This window comes from Pseudomonas sp. MYb2, from assembly GCF_002979955.1.
In the GTDB taxonomy this organism is placed as follows: Bacteria; Pseudomonadota; Gammaproteobacteria; order Pseudomonadales; family Pseudomonadaceae; genus Aquipseudomonas.
Genome location: NZ_PCQC01000004.1, coordinates 238,562 through 253,156 on the forward strand (window position 1 = coordinate 238,562; position 14,595 = coordinate 253,156).

Annotated in this window: 9 protein-coding genes; 2 read left to right on the plus strand and 7 right to left on the minus strand. The window is 58.7% G+C overall.

From position 1 onward, the window contains the following. Positions 1-11: 11 nt before the first annotated feature. A complete protein-coding gene (locus CQ009_RS08495; protein WP_064393316.1) occupies positions 12-476 on the minus strand; it encodes a hypothetical protein in 465 nt (154 codons plus the stop codon). Positions 477-654: 178 nt separating this feature from the next. Between CQ009_RS08495 and CQ009_RS08500 the strand changes: the two genes are divergently transcribed. Then, positions 655-3,480 carry an RHS repeat domain-containing protein gene (locus CQ009_RS08500; protein ID WP_105705567.1) on the plus strand — a complete coding sequence of 942 codons (2,826 nt, stop codon included), beginning with the start codon at positions 655-657 and terminating at the stop codon, positions 3,478-3,480. A gap of 169 nt (positions 3,481-3,649) precedes the next feature. Beyond that, complete coding sequence (locus tag CQ009_RS08505; protein ID WP_105705569.1) at positions 3,650-6,499, plus strand: RHS repeat-associated core domain-containing protein; 2,850 nt, start codon at positions 3,650-3,652, stop codon at positions 6,497-6,499. Between the two features lie 82 nt (positions 6,500-6,581). Here CQ009_RS08505 and CQ009_RS08510 read toward each other — a convergent pair whose 3' ends face one another. The 6 genes from CQ009_RS08510 to CQ009_RS08535 all read right to left on the minus strand — a co-directional run bounded on the left by CQ009_RS08510 (position 6,582) and on the right by CQ009_RS08535 (position 14,585). Next, a complete protein-coding gene (locus CQ009_RS08510) occupies positions 6,582-8,033 on the minus strand; it encodes a mannose-1-phosphate guanylyltransferase/mannose-6-phosphate isomerase (RefSeq protein WP_105705571.1) in 1,452 nt (483 codons plus the stop codon). Between the two features lie 205 nt (positions 8,034-8,238). Continuing rightward, complete coding sequence (locus CQ009_RS08515; protein ID WP_105705573.1) at positions 8,239-8,895, minus strand: alginate O-acetyltransferase AlgF; 657 nt, start codon at positions 8,893-8,895, stop codon at positions 8,239-8,241. Positions 8,896-8,909: 14 nt separating this feature from the next. Further along, the gene (locus CQ009_RS08520) at positions 8,910-10,085 is read right to left on the minus strand and encodes an alginate O-acetyltransferase (protein ID WP_105705577.1); all 1,176 of its coding nucleotides are present in this window, start codon (positions 10,083-10,085) and stop codon (positions 8,910-8,912) included. Positions 10,086-10,095: 10 nt separating this feature from the next. After that, complete coding sequence (locus tag CQ009_RS08525; protein WP_105705580.1) at positions 10,096-11,661, minus strand: MBOAT family protein; 1,566 nt, start codon at positions 11,659-11,661, stop codon at positions 10,096-10,098. A 330-nt stretch (positions 11,662-11,991) separates the two neighbouring features. Continuing rightward, on the minus strand, positions 11,992-13,116 hold the full coding sequence (locus tag CQ009_RS08530) for a mannuronate-specific alginate lyase (RefSeq protein ID WP_064393309.1): 1,125 nt from the start codon (positions 13,114-13,116) through the stop codon (positions 11,992-11,994). 8 nt (positions 13,117-13,124) lie between these two features. Further along, on the minus strand, positions 13,125-14,585 hold the full coding sequence (locus tag CQ009_RS08535; protein ID WP_105705583.1) for an alginate O-acetyltransferase: 1,461 nt from the start codon (positions 14,583-14,585) through the stop codon (positions 13,125-13,127). Positions 14,586-14,595 lie beyond the last annotated feature (10 nt).

Genomic DNA, 14,595 nt, shown 5'->3' on the forward strand with positions numbered 1-14,595 from the left:
GAGAAGGGCGATCAGTCGGAGAAACTGCCCTGCAAACGCTCGGCGCGAAACTCCAGGGTCTGCGGGCGATAGCCGGGGCGCAGCGGCGGCAGCGGCAGACAATCCTGCCAATTGCCGCCGGCCTGTAATTCACCGGGGCCGCGATAACGTGGGGCAGTGTACTGATTGTCGGCAAGGTTGACCGTATCGCCCGGCGCGTAGGCGGCGATGCGCCAGCGCAATTCGGTCAGCGGTACATTGTTGCCATTGTTCATTTTCAGCTGCAAGGGACGATCAGCCGGGCACTGTTCGGGCGCATAACTGATGCGCAACTCAAGCCGCGCCAATTGCTTGATCTCGCGGTTGTCCAGCCAGACGACCCACATCGCCACCAGACCGAGACCTATCGCGGCGGCCACCGAAACCGGCAAGGCCTTGGCCGGGTAGCGCAGTAACAGGATCAGCCAGGTGATGACCAGCAGGATGCCGATGAACATGTTCGAGTCTCCGCAATCACGTGAACTTCATCCTACCGAAGGGCAAAGCAAATGGACATGAACGCGAGCGGGATTTGCCGCCGGTCGGCACTGTCATTTCTGTCAGTAGCCTGAGCGTTGTCCAACTGCTCAGATGCTCTGCAGCAGTTGAAATCGACTTGTCCTGCGGAGTAGCGCTATGGATCTGCACTACAAAACTCCTCGACTCGTAGTGGTCGACCCTCGCGGGTTAACCATTTGCAGCCTCGATTACTGGCGTGCCGACGCCAGTCTTGCGGCGCAATCGCGTACCAGCCGAATGGTCTGTGACGAGGCCGGGCGCACGATCCGGCAGTGGGATCCGCGATTGTGGGCGCAGCAAGCCACCGACCCGCAAACACCGGCCAACCTGACGACGGTGTATGCCCTCAGCGGTCAGGAGTTGCGCACTGACAGTGTCGATGCCGGGACGCAGATCGAACTGCGGGGGCTCGCGGCTGAAGTGCTGATGACCTGGGACAGCCGCAGCAGCGTGCGTGAAATTGAATATGACCTGATGCGGCGTCCGCTAGCGGTGTTCGAAACTGCTCCTGGGCAGCCGCGGTCATGTGCCGAGCGTTTTGTCTACGGCGCGCCGGGTCAAGGCGAGCAAGCGCGAAACCAGTTCGGTCAGTTGATCCGTCACGACGATCCGGCCGGCAGCCTGCAGTTCAACCGTTTTGCACTCAGCGGCCATCGCCTCGAAAGCACTCGCCACTTCACGTTGCAACTGACCCGTGCGGACTGGCCCGAACCGATCGACGAGCGTTTGCAGTTACTGGAGCCTGGCGACGGTGCGGTCAGTAGTTGGTGTATCGGAGCACACGGGCAAGTACTCGAACAAATCGATGCCCGTGGCAATCGGCAGAGGTTCACCCAGACTGTCGATGGCCGGTTGCACGCTATCCGGTTGCAACTCAAGGACGAGCCCGTCGAGCAGGTTCTGGTCAGTGATATCCACTACAACGCCGACGGCCAGGTCGAGCGGGAAACGGCCGGCAACGGTGTGCGAACGAGTTTGCAGTACCGGCCGCAGGACGGTCGCCTGATGAATCGTCACGCGCGCAAAACTGGCGGTGCGATATTGCAGGATCTGATCTACGCCTATGACCGCATGGGCAACGTTGTCAGCATCAGGGATCAGGCAATGCCGATCCGCTATTTCGCCAACCAGCGTATCGATCCGCTCAGCGAGTTTGTCTACGACAGCCTTTACCGGTTGATCGTGGCGACCGGGTGGGGGACGGGTGCAGCGAGTCAGGGGGCGAGTACGCCCGGTCGTACTGACCCAGCGGCAGTCAGCAACTATCAGCAGACTTATCACTACGATACGGGCGGCAATCTGACGAAGCTGAATCATCTCGGCGGACAAGGCCAAGGACGTGAGTTGCAAGTTGCCCGTTACAGCAATCGCGGTTTGCCCTATCTCAACGGTGTGCCGCCCAGCGAAGCGCAGATCGCGGCGGCCTATGACATTCGTGGCAATCTGCTCGCGCTGGATCAAGGGCATAACGTGCAGTGGAACCTGCGTAATCAGTTGCAATCAGTCACCCCGGTGGAAAGGCGCGGCGGGCTCGACGATCGCGAAGTGTATGTGTATGACGCCAGTGGTCAGCGTGTGCGCAAGATCCGTTCGCTGCAGACCAACGCGCGCACCGTCATCAACGAAGTGCGCTATTTACCGGGGCTGGAGTTGCGTACCGACAGTGCTGGCGAGGTAATGCAGGTCATTTCGGCACAGACCGGACTCAACAGCGTAAACGTGTTGCACCCGCAGGATCGACCATCTTCGGACAGTGATGATCAGTACCGTTACCACTTCTGCGACCACCTCGGATCGGCCAGTCTTGAACTGGCCGAAGACGGGCGAATCATCAGTCAGGAAACGTTCTACCCATTCGGCGAGACGGCATGGAACCGGGAGTCTGAAGTCAGTTATCGAACGATTCGCTACTCCGGTAAAGAGCGCGATGCAACGGGTCTGTATTACTACGGCTATCGGTATTACATCCCGTGGTTACAGCGCTGGATGAACCCGGATCCCAAAGGCTATATCGATGGGAGCAACCTCTACACAATGGCACTGAACAACCCCGTTACCTATATCGATAGCGACGGAGCGGTTACCCGTAAACAGTTGGCCAATGGCTTGTGGGAACCGGTCATTGCCACAGCTTCCGATCGCCAGATCCCCGCCCTCGCATTCAAGGATAAAGGCGAACCCAATCGATTTGTACCTGCGATGGGCAACCCGACCAATATCGGCAAGGCATTGCAAGCACCCGAGTTCGGCAAGGTTGTGGTCGACACCAAGTATTTAGACCCGACGCCTGGGCGTTATTCCAAAGCTGTCGTCAACGGCCTCAGTAATACCGCGGGCGGCGCCGAATTCATCTTCACGATGGATAAACTGGCTTACTCAGGCGCAAGCAGTGGTGCTTTCAACGCATTGAGAATTGTCGACATCGCTGCCGGCGAGATGCCTGATAAAGCCAACGCGGTCGCCGGCTATTGGGCACCTCAGGGGGGCTATGTCGATATCCCCGTCAATCCGTCCGGGGTCCAGCCGGATCACGTCTTCACCCCGGCCTTCAGTGGCTGTTCGCTGACGGTCGAGCAGTTGAACAAAAACGTGCTTCGAGTGCGTCATGTGGAAGGTGGCAAGGAAGATGCCCAGTTCAATAACCTGCCTCGTAGCGAACGTGGTTTGGGTCTCGGTGCTGCGATGGAGTACCCCGATTACGGTTTTGCCGTTAACGACAGTGGACAAATGCAGGAGTTTAAAAACGCTTTTGCATTCATGAAATTCGATCGAAAACTGCAGGCATGGAATATCCATTATCAGACCGTTGAAGGAACTGCCAGTATCACCCGTTATCAACCGGGCAAGAGAGGCTTGTTCACCAGAACAAATGCCAGTGTATCTGCGCATGCCTTTACTAAAATCCGCCAGTCGATGAGCAAGCGTGTGGCGATCGCGCGTTAACTGGCAAGGGTATGAAAAAGCGTTCGATATCGTCTTCATTGGCGCGGCAATCGAATGCGACCGTGGGTCGTAACTGTAATTTCTGACAGTAGGCATCCGGGCGTCCGAGCGGTTATATGTCTTCGCTGGGACGAAATGGCGCAGTCATTGAATGTAGGGTACGAGACATATGGGGGTCCATTACAACACTCCGACGCTTACGGCGAGCGACCCTCGTGGGCTTTTGATTCGCACGGTCGACTATTGGCGCGGCGATGGCGTCGGCGCCACTCAAAGTCGCATCCACCGCACCTTGCATGACATGCCCGGGCGCGCTGTTGCGCAGTGGGACCCGCGTTCGTGGGCACTGCAAATGTCCGACCCACAGACCCCGGCCACTCTGGCCACGGTTTACTCGTTGAGTAACCAAGTGTTGCGCTCGGATAACGTCGACGCTGGTACGCAGGTCGCGTTGTACGGTCTCGGCGGGCAATTGCTGCTTGATTGGGACAGCCGGGGAACCCGTCGTGACGTGGAATATGACGTATTGCTGCGACCGGTGGCGATCTTCGAAGAAACCGTAGCGACGCCGCGCCGGTGCGTCGAGCGTTACAGCTATGGCCAGCTCGGCGCCGGTGACCCGAACAGAAATCAGCTCGGCCAGTTAATCCGCCATGACGATCCGGCGGGCAGCGTGTTGTTTGAAACCTTTGCGATCAGCGGCCAATGCAACGAAAACACTCGCCACTTCACCCAGGATCCCGTCACCCCCGATTGGCCCGAACTGATTGAAGAACGTGCACGGTTGCTTGAGCCGGGCGAGGGCGCCACTAGCCGATGGCGCTTTGGCCCGCTTGCTCAAGTGCTCGAACAAGTCGACGCGCGAGGTAATAGGCAGGGGGTTGAACTGACAGTCGACGGGCGTTTGCGTGCCGCGCATTTGCAGTTGAAGCACCAGGCCGATAGCCGACCGATGGTCAGTGACATTCGTTACAACGCCGACGGGCAAGTCGAGCATGAGTTGGCGGGCAACGGTGTACGCAGCACATTGGCCTATCAGCCGCAGAACGGTCGTTTGACCAGCCGCAGTGCTAGCAGCACCAGCGGCCAGTTATTGCAGCAATTGGTCTACGCCTACGACCCGATGGGCAATGTGTTGAGCATTGAGGACAAAGCCCAGCCCATCCGATTTTTTGCCAACCAGCGCATCGAGCCGATCAGCCGATTTACTTACGACAGTCTCTATCAATTGAACGAGGCGAGCGGCTGGGAGGCGGGGGCGCGGAACCAGGGGCCGGAGTTTGCCGGTCGCGCCGATCCGGCGGCATTCAGCAACTACCGGCAAACCTATCGTTATGATGCCGGCGGCAATTTGCTCGAGTTGACGCATGTCGGCGTTCAGGCGCACGGACGCCAAATCAAGACCGCCCGCTACAGCAATCGCGCTCTGCCTTGGTGCAACGACGTGCCGCCGACCGAGGAGCACATTGCAGCTGCCTTCGATGCACGCGGCAATTTGCTCGAGCTGGATCAACGCAGACGGGTGCGATGGAACATGCGCAACCAGTTGCAATCGGTCAGCCCGGTGGAGCGGATTGGCGAATCTGACGATCAGGAAACTTATCTTTACGACGCCGGGGGGCAACGCGTACGCAAGATCAGGTCTTTGCAGACTAATGCGCGCACGGTGCTCACCGAGGTGCGTTATCTGCCGGGACTGGAGTTACGTATCGACAGCGCTGGCGAGACACTGCAGGTTGTTTCGGTACAGGCCGGGCTTAACAGCGCCAGTGTCCTGCATTGGCAAACGCTGCCTCCGCCCGGTGGCAATGATCGCTATCGCTACACCTTCACCGATCATCTCGGCTCGGCCAGTCTCGAGTTGGGCGAAGACGCGCGGATAATCAGTCAGGAAACCTACTATCCATTCGGCGAAACGGCGTGGAGCAGCGAGTCCGAGGTCAGTTACCGTACCGTGCGTTATTCGGGCAAGGAACGTGATGCCAGCGGGCTGTACTACTACGGCTTTCGGTATTACATCCCGTGGTTGCAGCGCTGGATAAATCCGGATCCGGCTGGGGCCATTGACGGTCTGAATCTTTATCGGATGGTGCTTAACAATCCCGTAACGCTTGTTGATGGTGACGGTAGGAAACCACAAAAACCGGATGTGTCGTCGTTGCCACCGCCCCGTCCACCGCCACCACGGCCTGCCCCCCCGGCGCCGCCCGGTGCCGGCCCGATGGCTCCGCCGCGGCCACCGCTTCCCGGCGCGGGCCCCATGGCGCCACCACGACCACCGCCGCCGGGATCGGTAGCGCAAGCCCCGAACGTGTTTCAGCCTGTGATCCTGGCTCCCGGGAAACAATCAGCCAACGTCGCTTCAAAAAGCTGGCGAACTCAAGACTATGTAGATCTTTCCCGTCTCGCGAAGACAGCGAATCAATTGTTTGGATTACAGGTGGGGGCGATCAATGTTGTCGATGTGACGCATGAACAGCTCACCGAAAAGATCCGTGAGATTCCCGGTAATGGCAGTATGTACTTCAATAAAGAAAATCTTGCCGCGAATCCTCCTGCGTGGACTTCGCCCAAGGGCGTTATCTATATGGGGGTCACTGCGCCGGATTATTCGGAAAATGGCCGGCTCAACGCCGACAAGATACGCTCAACGATCGTCCATGAAGCCATGCACTACCTTTCACATGCACATGTTGGCTTTCAGCCATTAACGGATACGAGCGTTGCCAATAGTAACTATGACGAATACATCGCCGATTTTTTTGCCTACGAAGTGTTCACTGCGATGTACCCGGGGGCCGAGTATCAAACGGCCTACTTCACCACGAATGTCGGGGGCGGACCTCAGCATTGGGGCGGAAACATGGCGAAATTCATGATCGATTCAGGTCATGTGACCAAGCAGGAATTGCACACAGCGTTCTTTAAAACCGGAAAGCTCAAGGCGTTGTCGAGTCAGCAGTTGGACAACTGGAAAACGTTCGCAAAGCAGAAAGCAAGGCCTTTGAAAATGGGCTGATTCGAAAGAAAAAGCCCCCGCCCAACCCACTGCGGATAGGGGACGCAGCGGGCTGGACGGGGGCTTCTTGTCTTGCTGAACGTTATTGCGCGATGGTTTTCACCGACACGCCGCGCTCGACCGGGGTGGAGCGACCGTAGATATCTTCGAAGCGTTCGATATCGTCTTCGCCCAGGTACGAACCCGACTGAACTTCGATGATTTCCAGCGGGATCTTGCCCGGGTTGCGCAGGCGATGCACCGAGGCAATCGGGATGTAGGTCGACTGGTTTTCGCAGAGCAGGAACACGTTTTCATCGCAGGTCACTTCGGCGGTGCCGCTGACCACGATCCAGTGTTCGGCGCGGTGGTGATGCATCTGCAGCGACAGGCACGCGCCCGGTTTCACTGAGATGTGCTTGACCTGGAAACGCCCGCCCATGTCCACCGAGTCGTACGAGCCCCACGGACGGTAAACCTCGCAGTGGTTCTGGGTTTCGCTGCGGCCTTGCTCGTTGAGCGTGTTGACCATCTGCTTGACGCCCTGGACCGAGTCCTTGTGGGCAATCATCATCGCGTCTTTGGTTTCGACCACGACAATATTTTCCAGACCGATCACCGACACCAGTTTGCCGTTGCCGTGGATCATGCAGTTCTTGCTGTCCTGGATCACCACGTCGCCTTTGCTGACGTTGCCGTTGGCGTCTTTCTCGTTGACTTCCCACAGCGACGACCAGCAGCCGACATCGCTCCAGCCAGCGGTCAGTGGCACTACGCAGGCGCGCTGGGTTTTTTCCATCACGGAATAGTCGATGGAGTTGTCCGGGCAGCAAGCGAAGGTGGCTTCGTCGAAGGTCACGGTGTCATTGTCCTGCTCGCTGCGCTCAAGGGTCAGCAGGCAGGTGTCGTAGATGTCCGGATCATGCTTTTTCAGCTCTTCGAGGAAGCGGCTGGCGCGGAACAGGAACATGCCGCTGTTCCAATAGTAACCGCCGGATTCGACGTACTCGGTGGCACGTTTGACGTCGGGTTTTTCGACGAAGTGCGAGACGCGGCTAACGCCTTCGGGCAGCAGCGAATCGCCGGTGGACTTGATGTAGCCGTAACCGGTTTCCGGTTTGGTCGCCGGCACGCCGAACAGCACCATTTCGCCGTTTTCGGCGGCGACGGTGGCCAGGGCCAGAGCGCGTTGCAGGGCTTTCTGGTCTTCGAGGACGTGGTCAGCCGGCAGCACCAGCATCAGTTCGTCACGACCTTCATTGACCAGCATCATCGCGGTCAGCGCCACGGCCGGCGCGGTGTTGCGGCCGAACGGTTCCATCAGGATGCGCTGGCATTCGAGATTGCGATTGGCCAACTGCTCGTTGACGATGAAGCGGTGATCCTTGTTGCAGACCACGATCGGGGTGTCCATGCCTTCGAACACCAAGCGTTCGAGGGTCTGTTGGAACAGTGTGTGTTCGCCGGTCAGGGCGAGGAATTGCTTAGGGAACTGCTTACGCGAAAGCGGCCAAAGACGTGAACCGCTACCACCTGACAAGATCACCGGAATCATATTGTTTACTCCATAAAATCGATTGGTTAGAGGCACGAACGCTGTGTCGTTTCACTCTTGTTTTTGTTTCGTACCGAGAGGCCGCCGCATTCCCTTGTAGGAGCTGCCGAAGGCTGCGATCTGTTGATCTTGATCTTCATAAAAAGTCAAAAGATCGCAGCGTGCCGCAGCTCCTACAGGGGTCAGCGTCTCATCGGGAAATTTGTTAGCGGGTCGATACCGGGCGTTTCACCCAGACTGGCGACAGGCTGCTGCCGCTGCCGGTGACGTACAGCACTGCGGCTTCACCACGCTCCAGGGCGACCGGCTTCACGTCGCCGACTTTCTTGTCACCTTCGTACAGCGCCAGGCTGACTTTCACCGGGTTGATTTCACGCTCGCCACGGCCCTTGGCAGCCACGTTCGGCACCACGTCGGTCTTGCCGTCGGCGGTCTTCAGGGTCAGCGGTTTGTCGCTGAGGTTCTGCACGCGCACCAGGGATTTCTGCTTGTTCTTGAACGGCGGTTCTTCGATCAATTGCGGCGCGCCGGAAGCGTTGTTGACCAGGGTGTAGTAGTGGTCACCGGCGAGCTTCACTGGCAGGGTCTGGCTGCCGACCTTGGCGCTGTAATCACCGCCCGGCATGAAGCTGAAGTCGCTGCTGGCCAGTGGCGCAACGTCGCTCAGGTTGGTGCTGCCGACAGTGGCGCTGACTTCAGCGTTGCTGGCGTTATAGACGCGCACAAAGGACGAGCCTTTCGGTGCGGTCGGGCCGTAGAGCGCGGCGTCGCCACCGGCGAAAGCCTGGACTGACAGCACGCTCAGACCAGCAACCAGTGCAATGCGCTTTGCGAGACGACGAGGAGTAGTAGTGAAAGTCATGGTGTACCTCTCTTTCAGTTTTGCGCCCGATCGGGCGTCTCGGATTTAGTGTTGATTGCTACGTTTTGTTGGCGTGCGCCGGCTTGTTTAAGCTCTGCGACCCACTGCGGGTCGGCGTCGCCGATTTCGTTGTTCACAGGCAGATAACGTTCAGGAAACTCCCAGATCAGCACCTGTGGCGGGCTGTTCTTGAAGTCATCGCTTTTCAGGTAGCTGAGCATCGGCAGGATCGGGCCGTGGCCGTCTTCGGCGTAGCTCACCACGTCGCTGTGCAGCGCTTGTTTCAGCGCACCGACGAAGTTCCAGTTGGGGTTGGCGCTGTAGCTGGTGCCGACCAGTGCCACCGGCACTTCGTTGCTGGCGAACAGCGCGTCGTCACCGGCAGGCTGCTCGCCGGCCGCGACGGTGTTGCGCTTTTGCAGCGGCTCTTGCGCCGGCATCAGGTTTTCAAACAGCGGATCGAGCGGCAGGAACAAGCGCAGATCGCCCTTGTGCGTAACCTTCTCCGCCGGGGTGGTGACGAAGCGCTGCGGCTCGCCACTGAGCGGGAACTTGTCGGCGATGGTTTTTGCCAGGGTGTTCGCGGCGATCTCGGCGCCTTCCGGCGTCCAGTGGGTGTCGGTGCGCAGGAACACTTGCTGGCCGCTCTGCTTGGCCTGTTGCAGTGGTTTGAGCAGGTCCGGGGCGAGGATCTTGTCCGCCGCGACGCGTTGGTGGAAATCCTCATAAAGGTTTTCGTGAATGCTCGCCGGTTTCACTTCACCCAGATGCTCCGGGTACAGACGAACCTTGGCCGGCACGATCGCCATCACCAGTTTCACGCCTTTGTCTTTCAGGGTCTGGCGCACGCCTTCGACCAGCGCGTAGTTGCCTTGCAGGTTCAGCTCTTCGTTGACGATCGGGTTGAATTCCTCATCGCTGTACAACCACTGATCGCGACCGAGCACCACGCCCGGACGACCTTCGTTGAACAGTTTGAAATCCAGCGCGGCCCAGAGGTTGGTGCCCAGACGCTTGATCGGGAATTCTTCGTCGTAATGGGTTTCCACAGCTTTGGTCCAGCGGCCGTTGAGCACCGTCGCATCGGCATTGGTGCTGAAGCCGAAGAAGCTGCGAACCGACCACACACCGAGGACCAACAGGGTCACCAGGAACAGGGCGATGTAGAAGATGCGTAATGAGCGGGTCATGTCAGATCCCTCAGAACTGGAAGTAAAGGAACGGCGAGAAGCTTTGCGCCGAGAGTTTGAGAATCGAGGCGATGAACAGCAGCAGGATCAAGCCGCGCATCACGTAGCGCGACCAGTCAGCGCTCCAGTAGGCCGGTTGCACCTGGGCTTCGACGCCGACGGTGTAGCCGGGCTCATGGATGCTTGCCGGGTTTTCGCCTGGCGCTGCCTTGATCATCCCCGGGGTCGCCGTCGCAGGGCCGTTGGCCTCGACGTTGACTTCAGGTTTGGTTTTGGCTGGTGGCTGATTGGTGTACAGATCGCGCAGACCGAAGAAGGCCAGCGTCACGTACGCCACGACCAGAGTCGCCACTTGCAGACCGGTGAGGCTGGCCTGATTGAGTTCCGACAACGACCATTCACCGAAGCTGAACATCGCGCCGTACATGCGCCCGGCAACGTGCAGGTTTTCGGCACGGAAGATCACCCAGCCCATGACCACGAGCAGGAAGGTCAGCGCCCAGCGGATCGGGTTGAGGCTGCGCGGCGAGGTGTTCAGACCCAGCGCTTTTTCAATCGCCAGCCACATGCCGTGCCAGGCGCCCCAGACGATGTAAGTGATGTTCGCGCCGTGCCACAGACCACCGAGAAGCATGGTCAGGAACAGGTTGCGATAGGTCATCAGCGTGCCTTTACGGTTACCGCCGAGGGTGATGTACAGATAGTCACGCAGCCAGGTCGACAGGCTGATGTGCCAGCGGCGCCAGAACTCGGTGATCGATTGACTGATGTACGGCTGTTTGAAGTTTTCCATGAAACGGAAACCCATCATCAAGCCCAGACCAATGGCCATGTCGCTGTAACCGGAGAAGTCGAAATACAGCTGCGCGGTGTAGGCCAGCGCGCCGAGCCAGGCATCACCCGTAGTCGGGTTTTGCAGGGCGAAGCAATGGTCAGCGACCACCGCGAGGGTGTCAGCGATGAAGACTTTCTTGATGAAACCCTGCATGAACCGCGTGCAGCCCTCGGAGAATTTATCGAGGGTGTGCGTGCGGTTGTTGAACTGGTCGGCGAGGTCGCGGAAACGCAAAACCGGGCCGGCAATCAAGTGCGGGAAGATCGCCACGAACGCTGCGAAGTCGATCAGGTTGCGCGTGGCCGGGGTGTCGCCGCGATACACGTCGATGATGTAGCTGATGGACTCGAAGATGTAGAACGAGATACCGATCGGCAACAGCACGTGGGTGAGGATGAACGGTTCGAGACCGACCGACGTCATCATCGCGTTGATGCTGTCGACGCCGAAGTTGGCGTACTTGAAGTAGCCGAGGATGCACAGGTCGACTGCGACACCGAGCAACAGCCAGCGCTGCGCCGGTTTGGTTCGTACGCCGGCGGCACCGACTTTGAGGCCGATCCAGTAGTTCCACAGCGTGACGGCGGCGAACAGCGCGAGGAAGTCCACACGCCACCAGGCATAGAACACGTAGCTGGCGATCAGCAGCAGCAAATTGCGATAGCGTTGCCCGCTCAAGTAGTACAAGCCGAGAAAGATCGGCAAGAACAGAAACAGGAACACGTTGGATGAAAATACCATCCCGATCTCTCCATGTTTGAACCAACAGTCAAGGGCCAAAGCCCCCCCAAACCCCCCGTGGTAGTGGAGGGGTGAAACGGTGTTTCTGTCAGGGTTGTGCAGGGCCTTGAAATCTTTCCCTCACCCCCCGCCCTCTCCCGGAGGGAGAGGGAGCCTGATCTCCATGGTTTTCAAGAATTGGAGATCGACTCGGTATTTCCTTGCAGCCTGATCTCGATTGTTTTTCAACACCTGAGATCGACTCGGTATTTCATTTCGGCGTAACTCGCACAGCCACCTCGGTCAGTCCCCTCTCCCTTTGGGAGAGGGTTAGGGTGAGGGGCTTTTGCTTTATGAGCCTTTGTTGCCCTTTTCATGGGATGGGTCATAGACCTTGGTCAGATCCCCACCGAGGCGGAAAGTCTTGAACGGCTGCATGCCGTGCTTCTTCTCGATGACATCCGGCGCACAGGTGTAGAGCGTGCAGAACGGTTCGAGCCAGGCGAATTTCATGTCCTCTTTCAGATCGGTCATGTCCTGCTCTTTGCCGTTCTTCTTCTCGAATTCATCCGGGTCTTTCACCCCCGCCAACACCCGATCACCGAGTCGCTTCAGCGCACCGTTGTTTTCCTGACGCAAATCGACCCCGTTGACCTGGGCGAAACTGGCGATCATCGCCAGCGGCGGCAGGGCGTAGTTGTGATAGGCGAGGGCGCGTTGCTGGCGCTTGAGTTCGTTCGGCAGGAAGCCGTCGGCATCGACTTGATTGACGCCAACCTTGTATTCCTTCACCGCCCAGTCAAACAGGTCGCGGCGGTTGGTCGCGACCGACGTCGCCATCACCGACCATGCAGCCCAGTACGAGTGATTGTTGGTTTTTTCCAGCGGCAGATTGTCCCAGTCGCTGACCACCTGATCGGCCATTTTGCTGAACCACGCCTCGATCAACTGCGCTTCCTGCTGATGCTGGGCCAGCGGATGCGAGTCGGAGAATTTCAGGCGAATGTACGAAGAGGCCATGCTGCCCAACGCCCATTTGCGCATCGACTTGCCAGTGTGGTTGAAGTCTTTCGACATCAACGCATCGGCCTTGGCCCACGCGGTCAGCCAGTTCAGCGTGCAATCGAGCTGTTCCGGACGACCGTCGCGCATGAACTGCATCACCCGTTTGGCGGTGCCGCGTTCCAGCGTGGTGATGTCTTTGGTGGTGTCGCGAAAGGCCTTTTCCGACTGCACGTTCAGCGTTGCACGAGCCTTGTCCGAACCTTCGTATTTGCTGCGAAATTGCAGCGGCCCGGTGTACGGCGTCGGCATCGCATCGCAGCCTTCGCTTTTGTCACCGGTCTTGAATTTATCCACAGGCGCGAAATAGCCCTGAGGTGGACGCAGTGGCGCGGCGGCCTGCGCGGTGCCGGCGAAGATCGCCAGCCCGAGCAGCGTTGGCGCTAAAAGAGTTTTCAGTTTCGAGTTTCGCATAGCAGACCTCATTGCCCGACCTGAGCGGTTTGTTGCCCAGCGCCCGGGAATACGTTGCGTTTGCAGATTTTCGCTTCGACTTTCTGTGGCGCGGTACCCGCTTCCGGGCCCTGGACTTCGACCGCCAGCAGGTTCTGCGTGGCCCAGTCTTCGTCCGTGCGCAGCTCAAAGGCGAAACGACCGTCGGTGTCGGAGGTTTCCGGTTTCTCGATCTTGATGTCCTCGTGGCGACCGTTCATGTACCAGAGGGTGGCTTGCAGGGTTTTCACCGAAGGGTCGGCGAAGCGGATGTCGACCTGATGGCTGCTGTTCTGCAGGTTCAGGTTCTTGCTGTTGACCAGCAGTTCTTGTTTGCTGCCCGGCTTGAGCGTGGTGCTCGCGGACATTTGCGCGTCTTTGCCTTCGCAGCCGTTGTCGAGAAGAGACATCATCTGGCGATAGATGGTTTCCTGATCGAGGCGGTACAGCGGCGAGAATTCCCAGATGAGAATCTTCGGCGGGGTCTTCTGGAATTCGTCGCTGCCGAGGTACTGCAACATCGAACCTTCCAGGCCACCGCCGGGGAAGGCGACGTTGAGAATGTCAGCGCCGATGGCCTCTTCGAGGAAACCGGCGAAGTTGTAGTTCTTGCCGCTGTGCGAAGTACCGACGAGGGTGATTTGCGGGTTGCCAGAGTCGCCGAACAGATCGCCGTCACCCGCTTCGCCCTTAGGCTCGGTGGTGAACTGGTCCATGTACTGAATCGCGTAACTGGTGCCACAGAGTTGCCCGGCCATGTTGTGCAGGGTACCGGTCTTGCCCATGCGTCCGGAGCGCTTGGTCTCGAATTCACGCTTGGGCACGTCGGCGAAGGCCGGGATCTGCTTGACCTTTTCAGCGACGATTTTCGCCGTGCGCTGCGCACCGTATGGCGTCCAGTGCTGGTCGCCACGGAAGTAGAAATCGTGGGCGGGCAGGGTGTCCGGCAGCGATTCGTTGGTCAGCGGCGACAGGTCCGGCACCACGTAACCCATCTTGGCGAAACGGCCGAGCATGGTCTTGTAGTTGCCCAGCGCTTTCTCGTAATCGAACGCGGCTTTTTCCTGCGGGTTGAGCTTGTTGCGGTTCACCAGGCCACGGGTCGGCTGGTAGACGATCACCAGTTCGACACCTTTGGCTTTGAACGCATCGTGCAGTTGTTGCAGACGTTTGTAGCCGGCCGGGGTGGTGTTGAACTCGGTGCGCAAATCTTCCTGCGTCCGGAACAGCCAGTCGCCTTGCGCCTGCACCAGGGTGGTGAAGTTCTGCTGATAACGCGTGGTGTAATTCTTCGCGTCATGCGCCGCCGGGCACAGGTTGCAGCACGGTTCGGCGCTGAACTTTGGCGGCGTCGCGCCAGCTGCGTCATCGGCACGGGCGCCGTTACTGGCCGCGAGAATGCCCACGGTCAGGGCCGACAGGCTGAGTAATCTGATCAAGTGTGGGTGCATAAAATTATCC